This window comes from Neorhizobium petrolearium (assembly GCF_017873175.1).
Taxonomy (GTDB): Bacteria; Pseudomonadota; Alphaproteobacteria; order Rhizobiales; family Rhizobiaceae; genus Neorhizobium; species Neorhizobium petrolearium.
The window spans coordinates 1-22,065 of sequence record NZ_JAGGJW010000033.1; the positions used below are offsets into that span (position 1 = coordinate 1).

At 58.3% G+C, this 22,065-nt stretch carries 14 protein-coding genes and 7 pseudogenes; 10 read left to right on the plus strand and 11 right to left on the minus strand.

The window, feature by feature from the left end:
• Positions 1 to 165: 165 nt before the first annotated feature.
• The 4 genes and pseudogenes from J2046_RS32650 to J2046_RS32665 all read right to left on the minus strand — a co-directional run.
• Positions 166 to 345, minus strand: a complete 180-nt coding sequence (locus J2046_RS32650; protein WP_210058900.1) for a hypothetical protein — start codon at positions 343 to 345, stop codon at positions 166 to 168.
• A 189-nt stretch (positions 346 to 534) separates the two neighbouring features.
• Positions 535 to 1,167 carry a TetR/AcrR family transcriptional regulator gene (locus tag J2046_RS32655; RefSeq protein ID WP_210058902.1) on the minus strand — a complete coding sequence of 211 codons (633 nt, stop codon included), beginning with the start codon at positions 1,165 to 1,167 and terminating at the stop codon, positions 535 to 537.
• 583 nt (positions 1,168 to 1,750) lie between these two features.
• A complete protein-coding gene (locus J2046_RS32660; protein ID WP_210058904.1) occupies positions 1,751 to 2,365 on the minus strand; it encodes an ISAs1 family transposase in 615 nt (204 codons plus the stop codon).
• Between the two features lie 234 nt (positions 2,366 to 2,599).
• Positions 2,600 to 2,926, minus strand: a pseudogene (locus J2046_RS32665) (DUF932 domain-containing protein); the annotation flags it as partial.
• 413 nt (positions 2,927 to 3,339) lie between these two features.
• On the opposite strand from J2046_RS32665, the gene J2046_RS32670 reads away from it, so the two are divergent.
• From J2046_RS32670 to J2046_RS32680, 3 genes and pseudogenes are all read left to right on the plus strand, one after another.
• Positions 3,340 to 4,286, plus strand: a protein-coding gene (locus tag J2046_RS32670) for an IS630 family transposase (RefSeq protein WP_407720929.1) whose coding sequence is annotated in 2 segments (ribosomal slippage) — positions 3,340 to 3,678 and positions 3,681 to 4,286 — 945 coding nt in all. Because the reading frame shifts where the segments join, the coding sequence is not laid out codon by codon here.
• Between the two features lie 120 nt (positions 4,287 to 4,406).
• Positions 4,407 to 5,237 (plus strand): tyrosine-type recombinase/integrase, encoded by an 831-nt coding sequence (locus J2046_RS32675; protein ID WP_210058908.1) that lies wholly within the window; start codon positions 4,407 to 4,409, stop codon positions 5,235 to 5,237.
• 12 nt (positions 5,238 to 5,249) lie between these two features.
• Positions 5,250 to 6,245, plus strand: a pseudogene (locus tag J2046_RS32680) (IS91 family transposase); the annotation flags it as partial.
• Positions 6,246 to 6,300: 55 nt separating this feature from the next.
• On the opposite strand, the gene tnpC (J2046_RS32685) reads toward J2046_RS32680, so the two are convergent.
• The 3 genes from tnpC (J2046_RS32685) to tnpA are packed head-to-tail and all read right to left on the minus strand — an operon-like array spanning position 6,301 to position 8,686.
• Complete coding sequence (tnpC, locus tag J2046_RS32685) at positions 6,301 to 7,881, minus strand: IS66 family transposase (protein WP_210058910.1); 1,581 nt, start codon at positions 7,879 to 7,881, stop codon at positions 6,301 to 6,303.
• Between the two features lie 53 nt (positions 7,882 to 7,934).
• Entirely contained in the window at positions 7,935 to 8,288 is a 354-nt protein-coding gene (tnpB, locus tag J2046_RS32690; protein WP_210058911.1) for an IS66 family insertion sequence element accessory protein TnpB, read from the minus strand.
• Positions 8,288 to 8,686: an IS66-like element accessory protein TnpA gene (gene tnpA / locus J2046_RS32695; protein ID WP_325169817.1), complete on the minus strand. Its 399-nt coding sequence runs from the start codon at positions 8,684 to 8,686 to the stop codon at positions 8,288 to 8,290. Before tnpA ends, tnpB begins: the two co-directional genes overlap by 1 nt.
• A 127-nt stretch (positions 8,687 to 8,813) precedes the next feature.
• On the opposite strand from tnpA, the pseudogene J2046_RS34480 reads away from it, so the two are divergent.
• Positions 8,814 to 8,999, plus strand: a pseudogene (locus tag J2046_RS34480) (IS91 family transposase); the annotation flags it as partial.
• A 452-nt stretch (positions 9,000 to 9,451) separates the two neighbouring features.
• Here the strand turns inward: J2046_RS34480 and J2046_RS32700 are convergent.
• Together J2046_RS32700 and J2046_RS32705 are read right to left on the minus strand one after the other, a co-directional pair.
• Positions 9,452 to 9,619 (minus strand): annotated as a pseudogene (locus J2046_RS32700) (ISAzo13-like element transposase-related protein); the annotation flags it as partial.
• Positions 9,609 to 9,962 (minus strand): annotated as a pseudogene (locus tag J2046_RS32705) (IS110 family transposase); the annotation flags it as partial. The pseudogenes J2046_RS32705 and J2046_RS32700, both read right to left, overlap by 11 nt.
• Positions 9,963 to 10,193: 231 nt before the next feature.
• Here J2046_RS32705 and tnpC (J2046_RS32710) point away from each other — a divergent pair.
• The 4 genes and pseudogenes from tnpC (J2046_RS32710) to J2046_RS32725 form a co-directional block, all read left to right on the plus strand.
• Positions 10,194 to 11,696: pseudogene (gene tnpC / locus J2046_RS32710) on the plus strand (IS66 family transposase); the annotation flags it as partial.
• A 332-nt stretch (positions 11,697 to 12,028) separates the two neighbouring features.
• On the plus strand, positions 12,029 to 12,481 hold the full coding sequence (locus J2046_RS32715) for a MarR family winged helix-turn-helix transcriptional regulator (RefSeq protein ID WP_210058915.1): 453 nt from the start codon (positions 12,029 to 12,031) through the stop codon (positions 12,479 to 12,481).
• Positions 12,468 to 14,198, plus strand: a complete 1,731-nt coding sequence (locus tag J2046_RS32720; RefSeq protein WP_210058917.1) for an efflux MFS transporter permease — start codon at positions 12,468 to 12,470, stop codon at positions 14,196 to 14,198. The genes J2046_RS32715 and J2046_RS32720 overlap by 14 nt, the downstream gene beginning before the upstream one ends.
• Positions 14,199 to 14,244: 46 nt before the next feature.
• A complete protein-coding gene (locus J2046_RS32725) occupies positions 14,245 to 15,318 on the plus strand; it encodes an HlyD family secretion protein (protein WP_210058918.1) in 1,074 nt (357 codons plus the stop codon).
• 116 nt (positions 15,319 to 15,434) lie between these two features.
• Here J2046_RS32725 and J2046_RS32730 read toward each other — a convergent pair.
• Together J2046_RS32730 and J2046_RS32735 are read right to left on the minus strand one after the other, a co-directional pair.
• Positions 15,435 to 16,846 (minus strand): annotated as a pseudogene (locus tag J2046_RS32730) (IS5 family transposase).
• A 371-nt stretch (positions 16,847 to 17,217) separates the two neighbouring features.
• Positions 17,218 to 18,252, minus strand: coding sequence for a porin (locus J2046_RS32735; RefSeq protein WP_210058919.1), 1,035 nt, complete (start codon positions 18,250 to 18,252; stop codon positions 17,218 to 17,220).
• Between the two features lie 1,479 nt (positions 18,253 to 19,731).
• On the opposite strand from J2046_RS32735, the gene J2046_RS32740 reads away from it, so the two are divergent.
• Positions 19,732 to 20,769, plus strand: a complete 1,038-nt coding sequence (locus tag J2046_RS32740; RefSeq protein WP_210058920.1) for an IS110 family RNA-guided transposase — start codon at positions 19,732 to 19,734, stop codon at positions 20,767 to 20,769.
• A gap of 347 nt (positions 20,770 to 21,116) precedes the next feature.
• The gene (locus J2046_RS32745; protein WP_210058921.1) at positions 21,117 to 21,950 is read left to right on the plus strand and encodes an IS5 family transposase; all 834 of its coding nucleotides are present in this window, start codon (positions 21,117 to 21,119) and stop codon (positions 21,948 to 21,950) included.
• The last annotated feature ends 115 nt before the right edge of the window (positions 21,951 to 22,065 follow it).

Sequence of the window (22,065 nt, forward strand, 5' to 3'; positions counted from 1 at the left end):
CCTTGAACCGCATCGCTCAAGGCTGGCCCGTATCTGAAATCGAGGCGCTCATGCCCTGGAACTTCAAGTCCCACGCCATCGGCTGACCGCTTACGATCGAAACCGATCGTGGCTTCGTCATCCCGTTCTTCGCCTCGGCAAAGGGTGATCGTATGACGGCTCATGCTATCTCCAATCTGAAGCGACCAGTTCGGTTCTCAACTCTATCAAACCCACCATGTCCGCCAAGGCGCAGGCGATATGGTGGAGTTCTTCCGCCTTGTCGGCGCTGTCGTGCCCGCGATGAAGGGCGGCGATGGTTGCCACCCGATCGCGGCCGGTGTGAGCGTCTGCCAACATTGGCATTGCAACCTCCTTTCCTCTCGACTGCCCCGATCAAAATACGAAAGCGCCCTGTCCGCTTGACTCGGTGTAGGTTGCACTACCGCCTGCCGCATAAGCCAACACTGCCAGCCATCCGACGCGCGGTCATCAAGGCACTATCACCACGGACAATCCTCCCCGCTACAATGAAAACGTGTTCTTCACGGTCGACTATTGCGACGAGCTGATGGGCGAACCTCTGTTTACCCAGAGCCCCAAAAGTGCTTTGACAAACACTATTCCATCCGGAACAAGCCGAATCGTACCTCGTCCAAGCGCCCACTCTAACATCAGGCCGCTGACACTGGCATTGAATGCCGATGCAACTTTGTTAGGTGTCCATGGATCGGGTAACCCTGACTCCTGTTCAATGAGCTCGAAGATACGAACTAGAAGGGCGTATTTCTCTTCCCGAAACGTACGGCCATCGGCTTCATTCTTTGCGGCCATGGTAAGATCGAGCCGGGCCATCGCACAAAATAGCCCTTGATATCGAGGTTCCGCTTGGATTCGCCGAAACATGTCCGAAATGAGGGTGCAGAGGGTGTCCATCGACGCGACTCTGGTATTTTCAGAGAGATCATCAACGAGTTTCCGGTAGGGCTCTAGCGCCTTCCTCCGCATACTACGTAGCAAGCCCTGTTTGTTCTTGAAGTGCCAGTGTACGGCCCCGCGTGTAACGTTAGCAGAGGCAGCGATTTCTTCGAGAGAGACATCGTCGTATCCTTGCTCCAAAAATAGGTTTTCCGCGGCCAGTAGGATTTGCTCGGCAGTTTGGGCGGCCTGTTCTTTGGTTCGCCTCACATGTATCTCCCTCTCTATTAAGCTACCAGACCTCCGTACAAGCGCCTACGCTGTTCAATCCCGTAGGTATACCTTGACCTGAAGGCAATCTGACCTTCCGGCACGACGGCTTATCAGCGGGTGCAGCATGTCAAGGCTGTCGGTCACCTTGTCGGCAATGCAAAGTTTGTCGCCGGACGTAGTGTTGGAACGTAACGTATAGACCCTTATTGGCACAACTGGCGCCATCACTCTGACCGGAGAAGACCGATGAGCGCTCATTTGCAGCTGAATCAAAACCGCCCTTATGAAAACCTTCTGTTTCGCTAGAGAATGGATGCTGATGATTAGCCTCGTCATGTAAACGGTCTTCCGTTTAGTTGCAACAGAATTGACAAGTGTTGTGAGGACTGCGGGTTCCCAACTACTGGAGGGGCATCGCCCCGCGATTACCGCATGTGGATGCCCCCCAGACGGCGTGAGCGTCCGGCGAACGCATTTTTTATCTGAGATCGACGTGTGAGGTTGAGTTACTGGCTTAACGCTTTAGCCCGTCTTATGCATGACCGTCCTACTGATGGGCCAGGGGAATCGGGTGAACGGCTCATCGAGCAATGAGGCTTGCGAGGAAGTCGTCGTCCCAGGCGGCGATTTTTCGCCTTGAGCGGAGTGAATCTCTGGTGGTCGGCAATCGCAGCAGATTGGTTGCGATATGTTTGATGGTGGTGAAGTTGGCCGGGGCGTTTTCGGTTCGGACGCGGCATTCGTCGTCGCGGAAGACCATGTCCAGCACCCAGTGCAGGCTGTTCTCGATTGCCCAATGACTGCGAACGATCGGTCCGAGCTTGTCGGCGGGCAGCTTCAACGAGCTGATGTATAAGCGGGTCTCCCGCTCGGTCTTGCTGCCGATTTCGCGTATGCTGTCGATGATGACGACGGATTTCAGGGCGGGCCATTTGTGGCGTTGCTGAAGCCAGGCGACATCATGCAGGACGGTGGTGGTCCTGGTTTCGATCCGACCATGATCGCCATCCACGGTCTCATGTCGACTGATCGCGGTATCGGCGTATTGCTTGGCTTTCTGCTCGGTCACGAACAGGCTGACATCGTCGCGCAGCGCGCTTTGATTGCCCTTGAGGGCGGGTTTCACAAAGTACGGGACACGGATTTCAGTAAGTCGCGGACACCGATTTCGGAAAGTCCGGGACAGCGATTTCACTAAGTCGCGGACAGCATCGCGACAGATTTAGCAAGGTGATGAAAAATGCGCCGCCCCATGACGAGGGGACGCGGGCGTGAATTGCATTGGCCAACGCCATAGGACGAACATGCCCGATGATCTCCCGCAAATTGGAGATTTCGATGGGATACGCGAGCTTCATGATATACCCTCCGATATCGTGGTGATGGGGGGAGAGCGCCGCCTGTGCTGACGGCGCTCCTAAGGTCCGGGTCAGGATTTCAGGGCGGCCATGCGTTCGCCGAGCAGCCATAGCGCCTTGTTCAGCCTGATGTCCTGATCGATCCCGTTGACGGCGCGGGATTTTACGCGGCGGGTACGGCCAAGATCATCGCGGCCGACACCGCGAATGCCGCCCTTGATGGCGTTTTCCTGCACCACATTCCAAACGGTCCAGAGATCGTCGGCGCGATCGTCATGACGGCGGGGAACAAGCAACTGTTCGGGCTTGATCGGCGTCTTGGTCTCGCCCTCCGGATCGGCGAAACGGAGAACGTGGGCTGCTTCGGCAAGAATGCTCTGTTCGTCCCTGTTCAACCGTTGGGTCGACCAGCCGCAGCATCATTGCAACGATCAGCGTCGGCATGTCGAAGGACCGCAAGGGTGTTGCTTTGGCCAAACGTGCCGGCGCGATATGAGACGCAACAGCACCAAGGCTTCGGTCGATGCAATCCAACCGACAGACCAGTCAACGACACCGCAATGACCGCCAACAATCTCCTTCCAGGCCTGTCCACGCGTTCCGGCAGGGCTCGATCCTGCCAAACGCCATCCACCGCTTCGGCGAAATCCCCATAGTGCCAAACAACCCGCGCCTTCGCTCAATCCGGCTTCAATGAGGTCCGATCAGTGAATGCCGCATGCCCAGCGCCCGGACCTCACAGAACCCTCCAGATTCCCTTTTGTGAGCAAATCAGATTCACCATTCAGGCCGGTGCAGGAGGCCGGCCAGGATGGCGAGACCCTTTTCGGATGACCTTAGGGACCGTGTTGTTGGTGCAGTGACGCGCGATGGGCTGTCCTGTCGGGCGGCGGCGAAGCGCTTCGGCATCGGCATCAGCACGGCGATCGATTGGGTACGGCGCTTCCGTGAGACGGGCAGCGCCGCCGCCGGCCAGATGGGCGGGCACAAGCCGCGAGCGATCGCCGGTGAGCATCGGGCCTGGCTAATCGAGCGCTGCCGCGCGCAGGCATTCACCTTGCGCGGGCTGGTCGCGGAATTGGCGGAGCGGGGCCTGAAGGTCGACTACCGCTCCGTCTGGATCTGCGTGCATGAGGAAGGGCTGAGTTATAAAAAAAGACGTTGGTCGCCAGCGAGCGCGACCGGCCCGATGTCGCCGCCCGACGCAGCCGCTGGCTGAAGCATCGCCATCGCATCGATCCGGCCCGCCTCGTCTTCATCGACGAGACCTGGACGAAGACGAACATGGCGCCGCTGCGAGGCTGGGCGCCGCGCGGCGAACGGCTGTTCGGCCAGGCTCCCTTCGGCCACTGGAACACCATGACGTTCATTGCCGCCCTGCGCGTTGATCGCGTCAGCGCGCCCTGGGTCATCGACCGGCCGATCAACGCGACGAGCTTCCTCGTCTATGTCGAAAAGGTGCTGGTGCCGGAGCTCACGCCCGGCGACATCGTCGTGATGGACAATCTCGGCTCGCACAAGGCCGCGGCGATCCGCACCGCCATCCGCAAGGCCGGCGCGCGGCTGTTCTTCCTGCCGCAATACTCCCCCGATCTCAATCCGATCGAAAAGCTCTTCGCCAAGATCAAACACCGGCTACGCGAGGCGCAGGCCAGAAGCCGCAACGCCATCCATGACGCGCTCGCAACAATCCTCCAAACCGTTTCTCCAAAAGAATGCCAGAACTATTTCAACGAGGCCGGATATGAACGGATCTAAAATCATCCCGCTCTATCCGGTGAGCTCACATCCGGCCCTCAGGCAGCACTACCGAGTAGCTGAAACTGAAAAATCAATGGGGCGTAGACGGCGCATACGATAAGCCCGCTGCGCCGGCGCATGATCGATGACATGACGATCCGCAATCTTTCGCCAGCGACGCAACGATCGTATTTGCATGCGGTGGCGAAGTTCTCGCGCTATTTCGGGTGTTCGCCAGACCGTCTTGGACTGGAAGACGTGCGCGCGTTTCAGGTGCATCTGGTCTCCTCGGGCCTATCGTGGCCGGCCTTGAACCAGACAGTTTGTGCCCTGCGGTTCTTCTTTGGCGTCACGCTCGGTCATGCCGAGATACCGGAACGCATTGCCTATGCCCGGACACCCGCCAAGCTGCCGACGATCCTAAACGGCGACGAGATCGTGCGGTTTCTGGAAGCGGTTCCGAGCCTGAGAACCCGCACCGCACTGACGACAGCTTATGCGGCGGGGCTGCGCGCCTCGGAAGCTGTCCATCTCAAGGTCCGCGACATTGATGGCGAGCGCGGCATCATCCGTGTCGAGCATGGCAAGGGCGGAAAGGATCGCAACGTCATGCTGTCAGCGCAGTTGCTCGCGATCCTGCGGGTCTATTGGCGGCTGGCGAGACCCGAGGTCTGGCTGTTTCCGGGCCGGGACGAGACCAAGCCCATCGATGTCCAGGTTCTGTATTCTGCCTGCCGTTCGGCGTGCGCCGCGGCCGGCATCGACAAACGGGTGACGGTGCATACGCTGCGGCACAGCTTTGCCACCCATCTTCTGGAGAGCGGAACCGACATCCGCATCATCCAGGTTCTGCTCGGCCACAACAATCTGTCGACCACGGCGCGCTACACGAAGGTTTCCAACACCCTGATCCGCAGCACGACCAGCCCGCTCGACCGGCTGACGCTGGAGGTGGTGCCGCCAGGCTGAGCAAGTTTCGCCATGGCGGCGGGGCTGGAGGTGGCGGACATTTTTCGCCGCCACGGGGAAGGATATCGTCAAACCCACGACGTTCATCTCGGGCGTGTCGAACGCAGGGTGATGAGCGCGGTTGAGAGGTGCCGGACCGCTCGGTTGGGCGGGCATGTCCAGCAATGCCAGGACTGCGCTACGCTCCGCATCGCCTATAATTCCTGCCGCAACCGGCATTGCCCGAAGTGCCAGGGACAGGCGAGCCGTGACTGGCTTGCAGCCAGACAGGCCGATCTTCTGCCGGTCGGCTATTTCCATGTCGTCTTCACGTTGCCGCAGCAGGTCGCCGCAATCGCCTTCCAGAATAAGAATGCCGTTTACACGATCCTGTTTCGCGCCGTCGCCGAGACGCTACGCAAGCTTGCTGCCGATCCCAGACATCTGGGTGCCGAGATTGGCTTCATCGCGGTGCTGCATTCCTGGGGGCAGAACCTCCACTATCATCCGCATATCCACTGCATCGTGCCGGGCGGCGGTTTGTCATTCGACCAGTCCCGCTGGGTTGCTTGCCGGGCAAGCTTCTTCATGCCCGTACGGGTTCTGTCACGCCTGTTCCGGCGGCTGTTTCTCGACGAGCTCAAACAGACTTACGACAGAGGCCAGCTTCAGTTCTTCGGCGATATTGCCGGCCTGGCCAGTCCGGCCGCATTCAATCGCACTGTCAAAGAAGCGCGGCGTGTCGACTGGATCGTCTATGCCAAGCCGCCCTTTGCCGGACCCGAACAGGTGCTGGCCTATCTCGGCCGCTACACCCATCGCATTGCCATCTCCAACTCCCGCCTCGTCAGCATCGATGGCGATCGCGTCACATTCCGATGGAAGGGTTATCGAACGGGCGGCAAACAGAAGCTGATGACGCTCGATGCGCACGAGTTCATCCGTCGTTTCCTGCTTCACACGGTTCCGGACGGCTTTCACCGCATTCGTCATTATGGTCTGCTTGCCAACGGCCATCGGCAACTGAAGCGTAAGCGCTCATTTCGGCGCGCGTGGTCGTCAATGGAGGTGAAGGGACTGCGGATCAGGCAGCCTGTGTTTTGAAGTTGAATGGCATGAGGTCGTCGATGTCGGCCTCGTCCGGCCGCTGCGGCAGTTCGGTGAGGACGTGCTTGAGCCAGGCGAACGGCTCGACACCGCAGGCGCGACATGTCAGCATGAGACTATAGATGACGGCGCTGGCCTTGGCCCCGTCTACGGTGTCTGAGAAGAGCCAACTCTTTCTGCCAGTTGCAAAAACTCTGATGTCGCGTTCCAGTAAATTGTTGTCTATCGGCATTCGGCCATCGTCGGTGTAGCGCGTCAGATATTCCCATTGGTTGAGCGTATAGGAGACGGCATCGCCAAGTTTGGTGTCGGGTACGACCTTCGGCGCGATGTCGTCGAGCCATGCTTTGAGAGCGGCCAGGACCGGGATGCTGTGTTTCTGGCGAAAGCGGCGCATGTGGTCAGGCTGCGTTTCGCCATCATCCGGCTTTTCGTCCCGTGCCTGCCGTTCAATCCGGTAAAGCTGGTCGAAGAACTTGAGGGCCTGCGCCGGTGGCCCTCCTGGCTTTTCCCTGGCCTTAAGAGCATTGACAAAGCGCCGCCGGGCATGGGCCATGCATCCGATCTGCGTGGCCTTCTTCAATGTCCGCCAAGCCTGATAGCCGTCGGTCATGAGGATACCGTGATAGTCGCCAAGGAAGGTCTGCGGATGCACTTGCCCGCGACCGGGCTGATAGTCGAACAACACAATTGGCTCATCACTGTCCTGGCCGCTTCGATAGGCCCACATGTAGGACTCGTCGGTCGCTTTCCTGTCCTTTTCCTTCAAGACTTGCACCGTGGTCTCGTCACCATGGATGAGAGGCTGGGACCGCAGCCGCAGTTTCAGCGCGTCATAGATGCGAACGAGATGGTTCTCGCTGGACCCGATGACCCAATGGCCGAGAGCGCCACGGCTGACGGGAACGCCCGCACGCTCGAAGGCCTGCGCCAGACGGTAGAGCGGTGTGCCATCGACATATTTATGGACGAGCGCGAAGGCCAGCGTCGAGGCCGTGGCGATGCTGCCGGGCAAGGGCTGCTTCGGCATCGGCGCGATCACAACTGGCGTCTTGATCCCGGTGCGGTCGCAGTGGCGACACGCATACTTGGCCCGCGCATTCTGCAAAATCGTGGCCTTGATCTCGATATGAAGCTGCTCGGTCACCAACTCGCCCATGCGATGCATCTGATGGCTACAGCACGGGCAGGCTTTCTGATCGTCGACAAGATCATAGTCGACGCGCTGGCGCGGCAGGTTCGCAGGCAGTGGCTTGCGGCCCGATTTCCTGCGTTCCGGCTGTTCGGCCTGCGGCAATCCCGTGTCTGGAAGATCGACGCTATCCGCCTCGTCATCGAGATCGCGGTCCTCGTCGTTTCCATCAACGGTGCTCTGCTCAGCTTCGTTGAAGATGCGATCCACATGCTTTTCGCTACGCGGTGCAAACCGATGCAAGCGGGCGAGCGCCAGTTCTTCCTCAAGCTTGACGACGCGCTCGGCGAGCTGACGGTTGGCCGCCTGAAGCGCGGCGATTTGCGCCATCAATTCCGCAACGTCAGGAATGCCGGTTGGATTCATCGCATTTTTGAATCTGAACCGCTTCCCTGCGTCAACTGGCCCGCATACCGAATTCACCCGACATATTCATATTGCCGAACCGGGTGGCGGATCATGGCATCGAGATCGATGCCATCGAGAAGCCAGTGCAATTGCTCGGCGTCGAGCGCCAGCACCTTTTCCTCCCGACGGGGCCAGCGGAACCTGTCTTCCGACAGAGCTTTCAATACGAGTACAAAGCCCGAGCGGTCGAAGAATAAAAGCTTCATCCGAGTGCGGCGGCGATTGCAGAAGGCGAACACCGCACGCTCGAACGGATTGTGGCCCATATTCTGCTCGACCAAAATCGCCAGGCCGTTGATCCCGGCACGAAAGTCGATAGGGTCCCGGTGAAGATAGACACGCAGATTGTCGGCCAGCCGGAACATCACAATGCTCCCAACGCTGGGATCATCGCTGACAGAGCCTGCATATCAGCACCTTCAAGCTCAAGCCGCACGCCGTTCGGAAGCAATGCCGTCAAGCGTATACGGGCCAATTTCTGCTGAGAGGGCAAAGAGGGCGGCTCCGGCGGGCATATAACAGCCGTCGCCTCAACCACCTCAACGAAGGCTGACGCTGCAACGCTCGCCACCACCGCAGACGCTTTTTCGGAACCCTGCCGCCGCTGACGAAGCCTGATCCAGTTCTGCAACTGATTGGCGTTGATCCCGTGCGCCAATGCAAGCCCTGCTATCGACGCACCCGGTTCAAGCGCAGCATCGATCAAGCGATCCTTATCAACCGGATCATACCGCCGCTTCCCGTTGCTCAGAATCCTGACCACCCTAAGCCGCCCCGAAATTCCAACCTCACTCGATGCCATCGTGTCCACTGTGTCCATAGTCCCGCTATGGACACAGACTCGATCACCACGGCATCAATGAAAAGGTGCGGTCTTTTGCGCGCTTACACTGAAGCTGGACTTGTGCCGCAGCCTGCTCAACGTCCCGACGCCGGAGCAGCCGGTCGAAGAGCCGGATGCAAAGCCACCACCGCTGGCGCACCGCTGCCCTTGTTGTGGTGGAACCATGACGATCATCGGCGCGTGGACCCCGCTCCAGCCGGTATGCCGGCCAGCACGGAACGACAGTTCATGATCATATCAGCCGCAGCATCATTGCAACGATCAGCGTCGGCATGTCGAAGGACCGCAAGGGTGTTGCTTTGGCCAAACGTGCCGGCGCGATATGAGACGCAACAGCACCAAGGCTTCGGTCGATGCAATCCAACCGACAGACCAGTCAACGACACCGCAATGACCGCCAACAATCTCCTTCCAGGCCTGTCCACGCGTTCCGGCAGGGCTCGATCCTGCCAAACGCCATCCACCGCTTCGGCGAAATCCCCATAGTGCCAAACAACCCGCGCCTTCGCTCAATCCGGCTTCAATGAGGTCCGATCAGTGAATGCCGCATGCCCAGCGCCCGGACCTCACAGAACCCTCCAGATTCCCTTTTGTGAGCAAATCAGATTCACCATTCAGGCCGGTGCAGGAGGCCGGCCAGGATGGCGAGACCCTTTTCGGATGACCTTAGGCAGCGTCGATAAATTACGGCTCTGATTTTGGTACTCGCGGGCGGATTGAGTAGTTCCATTCGCCGTGGAAGTTGTTGCGCAGGATGTTCAATGCAGCCATTTCCTGGTCGGAGACTTTGATGCCGGCGGGATAGAGGTTCTCATCAAGTTGGCAGCGGACGGTCAGGCCGGTTGTCGAAGCCTTTCACCCGCACTTCTTTGAAGTAACCAATCTCGGCAAGCTGCGCCAAGCCGTCGGCGTCATTAAGATCGGTCTTGTTGGGCGCCATATCGAGCGCTTTAGCCGCATGGCGTGCATCAATACAGATCGCTGGCAGTCCTTCCGCCTGCAGCGCGTGCCAGAACCAGATCGACAATGGACCAGTCTCAAAGACAACCCGCTGCACCTGCCGTGCGCGCTTACGGATGACCTCGGCAATCAACTTAGGATCCGAATCCACCTTGCCGCGCCAAATCCGCTGACCTTCTCGCCGAATTGAGATCGCCGTCTCTTTCATCGACACATCAAGTCCAATATATTCCATCTCGACTGTTCCTCTAGGCTGCTGGGCCCGATCCAAAACCGTGAGCCCGTTTCTTCACCCTATCGGGGAACAGTGTAAGCACGTAGACCACCCCACGTATCTTTCGTACTGCTGATCGGCGATTTTCTGCATGAGTCATGCGGAGAATTCTATGAGCGACAGTGTGAATCACCCTCGAACCTTTGAGATTTTGACCGCGGAGCCCGTGCGAAGACGACGCAAGCCGCGTAGATCGCGCGGCTGGAGGCGGTGGAGAAGAGTGCCAACGAGCGGATTGCCAACCTCACATCGATCCTGAAGGTTCTGCAGCGCACCCAACATGGCACCCGTTCCGAGCGATTGCGGCTTGGCGTCAACGACGAACAGGTGTCCTTTGCCTTCGAGGAAGTCGAGACCGGCCTTTCGGCAATCCAGAGCGAGCTTGATCATGCGGCCAAAGACAAGCCGAAACGAGCACCACGTCCGCGCAAGGGTTTTGCCGCTCATCTCGAACGCATCGAGGAAGTGATCGAGCCGGAGATCCCGGCCGGCTGCGAGGGGCTGGAAAAGGTCCTGATCGGGGAGGATCGCTCGGAACGACTGGATGTCGTGCCGCCGAAGTTCCGGGTCATCGTGACGCGTCGCCCCAAATATGCCTTCCGGGGCAACGATGGCGTGCTCCAGGCTTTGGCACCGGCACACATCATCGAAAGTGGCCTGCCGACGGAGCGGCTACTCGCCTATATCGCCGTCTCCAAATACGCCGACGGCCTTCCGCTCTACCGGCAGGAGGCAATCTATCTACGCGACGGTGTCGAGATCAGCCGATCACTGATGGCCCAATGGATGGGGCATATGGGCTTCGAACTGCAGATATGCGCCGACTACATCCTTGAGCGCGTCAAGGAGGGCGAAAGGGTCTTCGCCGACGAAACGACCTTGCCCACTCTTGCGCCCGGTTCGGGGAAAACGACGAAGGCCTGGCTTTGGGCTTATGCTCGCGATGATAGACCCTATGGCGGAACTAGCCCGCCGATGGTGGCCTATCGGTTTGAGGACAGCAGGGGCGCTGATTGCGTGGCGCGTCATCTCGCCGGATTTGGCGGCATCCTGCAGGTAGACGGCTACTCGGCCTATACCAATCTCGCCAAGACGCGTGCCAAGGCCGGCAGCAATGAAACGATCCGGCTCGCAGGATGCTGGGCGCATCTACGCCGCAAGTTTTACGACCTCCACATCAGTGGTGTCTCAAAGGCTGCAACGGACACGATCATCGCGATGATCGAGCTGTGGCGCATTGAGGATGAGGTCCGCGGTCGGGATGCCGACAGCCGTTCCATGCTGCGTCAGGAAAAATCTGTAACCATCGTCTCCGGCCTCTTTGATCTTTGGGAAAAGGAACTGGGCAAGGTCTCTGGCAAGTCCAAGACCGCCGAAGCGATCCGCTACGCGCTCACCCGGCGCGAAGCACTGGAGCGCTTCCTGACGGACGGCCGGATCGAAATTGACTCCAATATCGTCGAGCGCGCGATCAGGCCCCAAACAATTACGAGAAAGAACAGTCTATTCGCCGGCAGCGAGGGTGGTGGACGCACTTGGGCGACGGTCGCCACCCTCTTGCAGACAGCCAAGATGAACAACGTCGATCCGCTTGACTGGCTCTCCCAGACCTTGAACCGCATCGCTCAAGGCTGGCCCGTATCTGAAATCGAGGCGCTCATGCCCTGGAACTTCAAGTCCCACGCCATCGGCTGACCGCTTACGGAACAGTCACCTCAAGCTTGATAACAGCGCTACACCGGCGACGCGCTCCCGCGATTATCCCATGTCCACAGTCTCCGTTGTGGACACAGACTCCTTCATTCGATTTTCAATGAACAGGTGCCGCGAATTGTGCGCTTACCGAAGAAGGACATACGGTCTTACCTTAGAAGCGGCTTCGTTCAATCCTTCAACAGCCCCACCATCTACTCTTTGCCGGTCTCCCGACGCACTGTCAGCTCGCCCCCAACAGGAACCGGCCCCTTGAAATGAGACAATCGTCGTGCTAAGTATCACATAGTAAGCTCACTAATGATAAGCTCACAATGAATCACGACCCGATCACATCAGAGTTCCTGGAATCGCTCACCAAGGCGAGCCGCAAGATCCGCACGGCCTTCAATCAGAGAGTCGCGGCACATGGGCTAACTTATCCGCGGGCCCGTACACTGTTCCGCCTCGCAAAGCAGAACATGACCCAGAGCGAACTCGCCTGCGATCTCGAGCTTGAACAGGCGACCATCGTCCGCATCCTTGATCGCATGGAGGAAACCGGCCTCGTTGAACGCCGCCCTGATGGAAAGGACCGTCGCATCAATCTCATCGTTCTCACGCCCCTTGGTGAGGAGCAGGCCGCACTCGTGAGATCTGTTGGGGAGGACCTGCGCATGCAGATCTTCGCCAATGTCGACCCAAAGGAACTGCAGAACGGTATTGCGCTCCTGGAACGGATAGCGGCCAACGTTGCGGAGATGAGCGATATCCATGTCCCCGCGTGAGGCCGCAATAAGAGAGGAAGACGCGACAGTCATACGGCCAGCCTTCGATAGACATGCGAAGCTGACCGAAGCCGCGCATCAGCAGGAAACGCCGTCGGCGCAAGAATCAGCGGCTCCGGCACCGGCTGCGCCCGCCGCTTTCGTGCCCAAATCACCGGCGATGATGATCGCCTATGTCTTGGCCGGCACAATGGTTGCACTCACCCAGGGGCTCGGCATGAGCTTCATCTCCATCAATCTGCAGCAGATCGCCGGGCCAATGGGGCTAACGCAAGTCGAAGCCACCTGGCTGATGGCGGCGTATTTATTTCCGAACGCCAGCCTGACGCTCCTTCTGTTCAAGGTGCGTGCCCAGTATGGGCTAAGGAAATTCGCGGAAGTGGCGATAGTTGCCTATGTGCTCGTCTGTCTCGCGCATTTCTGGGTGGATAGCTATGAGAGCGCCTTGGTGCTGCGCTTCTTCGCGGGCGTTGCCGCTGCACCCATGACCTCGCTTGGCTTCCTTTATATTCTGGAGAGCATGCCGCCGGCGAAAAAAATGAATATCGGGCTCTGCATCGCGCTGACAGCCCTCGCTATTCCGACACCCGTCACCGGCCTCATTTCACCGTCGCTGATGGACATTGGGGACTATCATGCTCTTTATCTCATTGAGATAGGTCTCGCGATGATCTCGCTCGGTCTCGTCTATCTTTTGCCGCTCGGTTCCCCACCGAGAGCCAAAGTGATCAGCAGTCTCGACATCGTCAGCTATATCTTCCTCGCAATTGCACTCGGCTGCTTCGCCGTGGCTCTCACTGTCGGCAGGCTCTACTGGTGGACCGAAGCCGTCTGGCTCGCCTGGATTTTCATCGGAGGGATCGCAGCGGCGGCTGTCCACGCAATGATCGAGCTCAACCGGAAGAATCATCTGATCGATATTCGCTGGCTTACCTCGCGCGAAATCTTGCATTTAGCCGGTGCTTTGATGGTGTCTCGCCTGGTTCTATCGGAACAGACGAGCGGTGCTGTCAACTTCTTACGCAATGCCGGAATGCTGAACGAGCAATTGGCCGGTCTCTACTGGGTCATTCTTGCGGGCGCGATCGTCTCCGGCGTGGTCTGTGCCGTAGTCATGAAGCCCGGCCGCGAGTCCACGATCCATGCTATCTCTCTGCTCCTCGTTGCCATCGGCAGCTACATGGATAGCCAGTCAACTGTTCTGACCCGGCCGGAACAGATGTATTTTAGTCAGTTCATGGTGAGCTTCGCGGGCGGCCTCTTCCTGCCCCCGGCGCTGACAATGGGCCTTGGCGCGGCCCTGAAGCGTGGCCCCAGCTATATGCTCTCCTTCATCGTCGTCTTTCTCGCCACGCAGAAGATCGGTGGTTATCTGGGCAGCGCCCTCTATGGCACTTTCGTCCAGTGGCGCGAACAATTTCATTCCTTTCGGCTGGTCTCGCGGCTCACATCTACCGATCCTCTTGTCGCGGCTCGTCTGAAACAGCTTGGCGGGGCTTATGGGAAGGTGCTGACCGACCCGAACCAGCAGACTGCCCAAGCCACCTCGCTCTTCGCCAAACAGGTACAACAGCAAGCTTACGCCCTTGCCTATAACGACTCCTTTCTGTTTACGTCCTGGCTTTCGCTTGCTGCCTTGGCAATCCTTCTTCTGCACGTAGGGTGGCGCAACCGCCAACGCCTTTTCCCGAATATATATCCGATGCAAACCGCTTGACGCTTGAGCAGAATCAGAAAGACAAAGGGAATTATAGAAAGACACCATGTCCAATCTCTTCCGCTCCATCGCCACTTATGTGGCCATTCTCGTCGGTTTCGCCGGAGTGTTCGTCGTACTTTATGCCTGGAACCTGCCGCCCTTCCACGGCGCGGTAGAAGTGACCAACGACGCCTATGTTCGCGGCCAAGTGACAATCCTCAGCCCACAGCTTACAGGCTATCTCGTCGAGGTGCCGGTGCAGGACTACCAGCAAATCAAGAAGGGCGATCTGATCGCCAAGATTGATGACCGCATCTACGCACAAAAGCTGGAACAGGCGAAGGCAGCGCTCGCCGTCGCGGAGGCTTCCCTTGCCAATTCCGAGCAGAGCCGCAAATCTGCGGAAGCCAAAATCCAGTCCGCCAAGGCGGCAGTGGAGAGTGCCAATGCCGCTCTCGAGGTGGCCAGGACGACCTACGAGCGCACCGAGGGCCTTTTTAAAAAGAATATCGCCAGCAAGAGCGAGGCGGAGAAAAACCGCGCCGCCTTCAACCAAGCTCAGGCTGCCGTCCATCAGGCTGAAGCCGCGGAACTGGTCGCGGAGCAGGATTTAGACATGATCGTGGTTAGCCGCCGCTCGCTGGAAGCCAACGTGCAAAGTGCCGAGGCCGCGGTGAAGCTCGCCGAGATTGACCTAGCTAATACCCGCATAACAGCGCCGCGGGACGGTACGCTGGGCGAGGTGACGGGCCGCATCGGCCAGTATGTCGCGCTCGGCACGCAGATCGGTTCGATCGTGCCCAACCATGTCTGGGTGGTCGCCAATTTCAAGGAGACCCAACTCGCCGGCATGCAGCCTGGACAGGAGGTGACTTTCACCGTTGATGCCCTTGGCGAAAAGACGTTTAACGGCCGGATCGAGCGTTTCGCGCCAGCCACTGGGTCAGAATTCTCCGTCATTAAGGCCGACAACGCCACGGGTAACTTCACAAAGGTCGCACAGCGGATTCCGGTTCGCATCGCCATAGAGCCAAAGCAGCCTCTCACCGCCAAACTCGTGCCTGGCATGTCAGTGGTCGCCAGCGTGGATCTCGCGCAAGGTGGGGCGGCTCTCGCCCGGACGGCGCAAGCGGATTGATCCGATCAAAAACCGAACTCGAATTCCGGTGCCCGTTTGCATCCGTAGCGAGGCCTCTTTCAGCCAAACGGCTATTTGAACTGGCTCGGTTTGTCTGAACAGCTTCGGGCTATTCACTAGACTGGCGCTACTTTGGCCACAGTTTTTACGTTGAGATCTTCAGGAGGCGTGTGATGCGGAAACCTGTGCGGGGATCGTGGCAGAGACGACAGGAGCAAGGCGGCGAGAAGGCACCAAAAGTCTCTGAACCATCTGAGCAGGAGCGAGAAATTGTATCCGACGGCAGCCAGCACGGCGTTGATCGCATCGCCCTGCTGTCCGGCGAGATAATTGCGATCCATTCGGTGTTCGTTCTTGAGATGCCCGATGACGGGCTCGACGGCTGACCGTCGTCGCATCTGTCGTTTGATGGCCGGCGTCACGCGGCGCTTCTGGCCACTGGTGAACACCCTGAGCTTGTGACTCTCGGGCGCATTGTGGCCGCGATATCCGGCATCGGTCAGGATGCGGGAGAGCTGGTTGCCAATGGTCTCTTCCATGTCGGGGATGATGGTCTCGAGGGTGTGCCCATCGTAAGGGTTACCGGGCAGCGCCATGGCATGCAGGGCGAACTGACCGCCTTTGGCGCGGTTCAGCGTCGTGGCCACCGAGACCTTGACGCCAAATTCATAAGGGCGATGGGCCTTTCCATTGCCGATGCATTCCACCTCGTCGGCATGAAGGCTGTAGATCTTGCGGCCGCGCTGACGCTGTTTCTGCTCCAGGACGGTTCTTGCCTGATAGAGCGGCCAGATGAAGATCGCCTTGAGTTGCTCGTCGCCGGCGATCTGACGCTCGATGTCGCGGATGGTTCGCCCCAGATAGGTCTTCAGCTTGCGCAGCGCCTTGCCAGCCCGCTTGAACTGTTTTGCGTGGGCGTACCGCTGGTGCTGGATCAGCGCGAACTTGCCCAGCCGCACATAGCTTTGGCGTAGCTCGAGCCCACCTTCCGAGCCAGCCGCACGAGCCGCTCCCGTGCCCGGTGAATGAGCTTGGCATCGGTCGGAAACATCACGTTCTTGGGCTGGACGGTCGTGTCGACGATCACCTGCCGCGTGTCCGACGGCTTCATTGCGCCGGTCTTGACCGCCACCGACAGGCTTTCCTGCAGCAAAGCCTTTATCCGCTCCTCACCCATGCGTTGGCGCCAGCGTGTCAGCGACGAACGGTCGAAGGGCAATGTGTGCTGGAAGAACGTCTCGCCGCAGAAATACTGGAAATACGGGCTGTCGAGGTAGCGAGCACAGACAGCCTCATCCGACAGGCTGAACGTATGCTTGAGGATCGCCAGACCCGCCATCAGCCGGGTCGGCAAGGGCGGCATGCCAAGCACATCCGGATAAACCTCACCAAACCGTTCTTCCAGAAACGACCAGTCGATGGTCTGCGCCAACTGCACCAGTTCGTGCTTCAGATCGATGATCTGGTCGAGGCGGGATCGGAACAGATCACCTTCTCCCGTCTCGCGTCGTTCAACAGGCTTGGACATCTACCAGATCCGATCCATCGCGATATCGGAAGTCAATCACGCTTCGATGATTGAGAAAACCGAAATCTGAAATAGCAAGAAAACAGAGCGAAATCATGCCATATCTTGCGCTGTCGATTATTTGGCAACGTCCAATATACGCGAAATATCAATTGCTTCCGGATACTTCACGGCCGACGCAATAGAGGCTTGGGGTACTAACAGCCGGGCCGATATCACCCTGAAACCAAGGCATACTGGGGTGAAACCGCATCTAAAAAGGACAATTGAAAGCCCCGTCTATCGGTAAAAGCGGCATAAGAACCTTCGAGCGACGTCGGCAGTATCAGCCCGCAGCAGTGAACTGCGGGCTAAATTGTGGTGCCCCAGGATCAAAAGTTGCGCTGCAGGCGGACAAATCCAGTCCAAGCGTCCGGCTCATCCTGGTAGTTCACAGTGCCCTTGAATGCCAGGCCACTCGCGATTGCATAATCCAAGGTCACGCCAGCCTTCCAGTCCTCGCCGCCATTCGCGTCGAATTCGTCCCAGACATAGTTGAAACCAGGCGTGATGGCAAGCTTTTCAGAAGCCTTGATGGCGTAGGAAGCAGCGACGTGCCATTCGCCCGAAAGGCTTGAAGCTGCCCTGCCGCCGTAATAGGCCGAAACGTCTGAAGCATAGATTACGAAAGCCTGAAGCGTGCCCGGGCCAATCGGAGCGCTGGCAAGAAGGCGAATAGCACCTTCTTCGACCTCCACATCGTAGCTGCCAAGAAGATCGACGGAAACCCCGCCGAATTTGGCAATTGCAAGGGCTTCGATACCGACGCCTTGTCCATCGGCACCATTGATGCCGTTGTGGATCGTACGACTCAGTTCATCAACCTGGAGGCCGACGGAGAAAGCATCGCCAGTGTAGGTGTAAGCAACAGAGGTAAATCGCGTATCGGCACCACCAGCGTTAACATCAGTCTCGCCGTTGATACCCTTATCCCACCAGTTCAGATAAGTACCGACCTTGAAGCCGCCGAGCTCAATGTAGACGTCATCAAAGTAGAAATCGTCCGGCGTTTCCCCCGAGTTATCGCGAGAAGATTCACCATGAATGGCGATAAAGCTGGTTAGCGTGCCAAGTTCGGTATCGTTCTTTGCGACGACTTCCAGGCGGCCACGAGTCCAAGCGTCCCAGTCGCCCTCGTTGTAGCGGTTGGTGCTATCGCCGATATCAACCTGAAAGCGAATGTAGCCGCCGATCTTGAGGCAAGTTTCAGTACCCGGAATGTAGAAATATCCAGTACCGAAGGCATCGCAAACACGCACATATTCGATTGGTTCCGGTTCCGCAGCAACGATGGCGTCAGCCGCATGAGCGCCAGTAACTGCCCCAAGAGCAGCAGCGGAGCCGATCAGAAGGCTCTTGATGTTCATTTTTGAACTCCTGTTAGTAAGGGTAATTCTGATATTGAGAGACCTCCTCGGTGCTGCGAGAATGTGATCTCGATAATTTGATTACATACCGACGGAACGTTTGTAAATTGCCCCAGAGCGAACCGATGGCTCGGATCAACTTGTTCCAGAAGCAGTGTGGGATAATGGCAACAACCCGACGCAGTGGCAGCCCCCCGGGGGGCGTGATGATTTGCCATCGCATGATGGCTTGTGGGGAGTGCGGGTAGAGGAAGCGAAGGAGTGTTTTCGAGAATGAACACGGGTTGCGACCCCTCGTCGTTTACCCACGTTTAAGCTAATTCACTGGCGTCGCTGGACCCATTGGCCATGTTATATGGCTGCGCATCGAGACACCAAGATCAGGCGTTTGAGCAAATTGACGGCGAAGCGCAGAGGCAGAGCTTTTCGTGGAACGAAAAGCCGGGGCGTACGCCGACTGGAGATCGCGGTACGCCCCGGCACATGCCCGTTAGCAGGAGATCAAACTTATCCCCCACCTCTCAACGGCGGTGGATCATCGTGAGAGAGGGACAACAACAAACTAAGTCATAACCCAGCTTGCCAACAATAGTGTATATACAGACGATATGTTTGTAAATAGGAAAATCACGCCCGATTTGGCTGTCACTTGCGTGCGAGCTTGGGCGGCTCGATCGGTGGGATAGGGACCTGCGGCCATGACACCGTCGCTATGAGCTTGACTTTGTACATTATGCGGCGAAGCAAAGGGCCTGTGCCATTCGTATAAGACGTCCGGGAGGTATTTTGTGCATTTCCGGGTTTGACGGTGAGTGTCGATAAAGATCGTCGCTCCACAAAACGAGACGCACAGCACCGATCGCATCAGTGAATGTCAGATCGGTTTTTTTATACCATGCCGCCGCGTGAGGGGGCGTGCTTCGGCTCAGGCTGTCACCGGCCCAGACTGTCACGAGACTGTACAATGCCAAGAGTGAAGGTGTCGTGCGGATGATGGCGTTTCCATTCCACTGGCGCTGGGTCTCCACACCAAGATGGGCGCGTGTTTCGGCGAACGTCACTTCGATCTGCCAGCGTCGCACGAAGTAGGCGATGATCTCGCTCGAGGTCGGTATTGGTGCTCATGAACGCCTGGGGTTCGCGGCGGCCCGTCGGGTCTCGAACTAGGACCCAGCGAATTGGCCTTGGCGGGGTTCCCCGCCGATACCACAAGCCAGTGCCTGTCGTGATATCGAGGTGTTTATCGGTTTGTCTGCCATACCAGCTTGAGGCGACGATGCGTTGCCACACGGTCTCGGGGTTGTTGAGTACCGCCTTCAACTTGGGTAGAGGCATGCCTTTTAGAGCCTGACCGAAAAAGATAGGATATTCGGCTTGCGCCCCACCTCGGACGGTGATGCGGGAAGGTGCTGCGCTTCGAGCTGATGATAGAACGTGGTCTGTCGCGACAGCCACAAGCATCAGGAAAGGAAGCGCAGCATGAAGCACTTTATCGGCCTCGATGTCTCGGTGAAAGAGACCGCCGTTTGCATTGTCGACGAAACGGGCAAAATCTGCCGGGAGGTGAAGGTTCACAGCCACCCCGACGATTTGCTCGCGGTCGTGAAGGATCCGAGCTGGAACATCGAACGGGTCGGGCTCGAGGCTGGGCCCTTGTCGCAGTGGCTTTTCGAGGGGCTTGCAAGCGCAGGATTGCCGGTCATCTGCATCGAGACGCGCCATGTGAAGGCGTTCCTGAAGGCCCAGCCGAACAAGACTGATCGTAACGACGCGCGTGGAATCGCGCAGATGATGCGGGTCAACCTGTATCGTCCGGTGCATGTGAAAACGCTGACGAGCCAGAAGCGGCGGGCGCTCTTGACGGCCCGCAAGCTCCTGCAAGGCAAGGCGATAGCCATCGAGAATGACATCCGCGGCCTTCTGCGCAACTTCGGCCTCAAGGTTGGTGTTGTGGGAACGGTGAAGTTCGACGAGCGCATTCGAGAGCTCGTCGAAGGCATGCCCGACCTGGAAGACCTCATCGGGCCACTGCTTTCTGCCCGGAACAAGCTGCGCGCCGAATTTGCTCGTCTGCACAAGAAGGTGCTGGCGTCCGCCGAGGAGGATGCGACCTGCAAGCGCTTGATGACGATCCCCGGTGTCGGTGCCGTCACGGCGCTGGCCTATACCGCAACCATCGACATTCCGCAGCGTTTCAGAAGCTCCAAGGCAGTGGGTCCCATCCTCGGGCTGACGCCGAAGCTCAACGAGTCCGGTGAAAGCAAGCGTGTGGGCCGCATCTCCCTGTGTGGGGACGGCATGATGAGAACGCTGCTCTATGAGGCCGCACAGACGCTGCTGACGCGCGTGACGAAATGGTCATGGTTGAGAGCCTGGGCAATGAACGTCGCGAAGCGGCGCGGGATGCGCAAAGCCATTGTCGCACTTGCGCGTCGCCTTGCAGTCATCATGCATCGCATGTGGCTGGATGGCGCTGGGTTCCGCTGGACGCGGGAAGCTACGGCCCCGACCATCTGATCCGGACGGCCAGGAAGGAGAGAGACAGAAAGTTCCGCCCCGGCGGACAAGCGTCCTTCGCAGGACGATGGATGAGGTAAGTTCGTACTCAACTCCGTGCCGACCGCACTCGATGACTCGATGTCGGTCAGGACGCTAAAAAAGATAGGACTGCCTCATTCTCCTGATCCTATGCTGGGAGGGCAAAGCGCCGATCCCGTAGAGAAGCAAGGACCTGCGAAAGACGTCGATGCCGGGCACATGGAAAGGCTCGAAGCGCTTGACCTGAACACGCCGAATAGAGAAGTTGAGTGAAATCAGCCAGTTGTGATTCCTTCGGATTTGCTTAGGATTCGATGGAGACCGCAATGGGCTGGACTGATTTCACCCGCCGCCAATATGGCCGACGGACGGTGCGTTATGCAAGTGATCTGACGGACAGGGAATGGCTGCTGATCGCTCCCTTTATGCCGACGCCACGCAGGCTCGGTCGACCGCGCAAGACGGAATTGCGTGAAGTTTTGAACGCACTGCTTTACATCGCATCGACCGGATGCCAATGGCGGATGCTGCCGAAGGATTTTCCACCCTATTCAACCGTGCAGGGTTACTTCTACGAGTGGCGGGCGACTGGCTTGTGGCTGCGGATCAACCATCATCTCGTTATGGAGACGCGCGAGCTGGAGGGAAAGGAAGCCTCGCCAACGGCGGGCGTGATCGACAGTCAGAGCGTCAAAACGACCGAAAGTGGCGGGATTGCGGGCTATGACGCGGGCAAGAAGACCAAAGGTCGCAAGCGTCATATTGTCGTCGACACGCTCGGCTTGATGGTGGGGCTCGTCGTTCACGGCGCAGACATTCAAGACCGCGACGGTGCGGCTGCAGTCCTTAAAACCATCCTCAGACGCTGGCCGTGGCTCAGGCACATCTTTGCTGACGGCGGTTATGCCGGTCCGAAACTGCGGGCAGCATTGCAGAAGGTCGCGAAGTTCACGCTCCAGATCGTCAAGCGAACAGACAAGGCAAAGGGCTTCGAAGTGCTGCCGCGTCGCTGGGTCGTGGAGCGCACATTCGCCTGGCTTGGTAGATGCAGGCGACTGACCAAAGACTGGGAGAAATCAATCGCCTCCGCTGAAACCTGGATGCTCATCGCCCACATCCGCATTCTCACCCGGAGGCTCGCAAGGTATTATGTCTATTGAGCTCTTTTCGAGTCAGGCTCTTAGTGCGGGCCGCCCGAGCGTGTGTTCGTGTCGCGGATCTGGCGGGGCGAACAGACTGGCGTCCAGACGCAGGCGTGTAATGAGGGTGGCCCTA

What these genes read in the sequence shown, in the direction of transcription:
- J2046_RS32650 (WP_210058900.1), bottom strand. Translation starts at nt 345, where the DNA reads ATGCCAATGTTGGCAGACGCTCACACCGGCCGCGATCGGGTGGCAACC.
- J2046_RS32675 (WP_210058908.1), top strand. Translation starts at nt 4,407, where the DNA reads ATGATCGATGACATGACGATCCGCAATCTTTCGCCAGCGACGCAACGA.
- tnpC (WP_210058910.1), bottom strand. Translation starts at nt 7,881, where the DNA reads ATGAATCCAACCGGCATTCCTGACGTTGCGGAATTGATGGCGCAAATC.
- tnpB (WP_210058911.1), bottom strand. Translation starts at nt 8,288, where the DNA reads ATGTTCCGGCTGGCCGACAATCTGCGTGTCTATCTTCACCGGGACCCT.
- J2046_RS32715 (WP_210058915.1), top strand. Translation starts at nt 12,029, where the DNA reads ATGAATCACGACCCGATCACATCAGAGTTCCTGGAATCGCTCACCAAG.
- J2046_RS32720 (WP_210058917.1), top strand. Translation starts at nt 12,468, where the DNA reads ATGTCCCCGCGTGAGGCCGCAATAAGAGAGGAAGACGCGACAGTCATA.
- J2046_RS32725 (WP_210058918.1), top strand. Translation starts at nt 14,245, where the DNA reads ATGTCCAATCTCTTCCGCTCCATCGCCACTTATGTGGCCATTCTCGTC.
- J2046_RS32735 (WP_210058919.1), bottom strand. Translation starts at nt 18,252, where the DNA reads ATGAACATCAAGAGCCTTCTGATCGGCTCCGCTGCTGCTCTTGGGGCA.
- J2046_RS32740 (WP_210058920.1), top strand. Translation starts at nt 19,732, where the DNA reads ATGAAGCACTTTATCGGCCTCGATGTCTCGGTGAAAGAGACCGCCGTT.
- J2046_RS32745 (WP_210058921.1), top strand. Translation starts at nt 21,117, where the DNA reads ATGGGCTGGACTGATTTCACCCGCCGCCAATATGGCCGACGGACGGTG.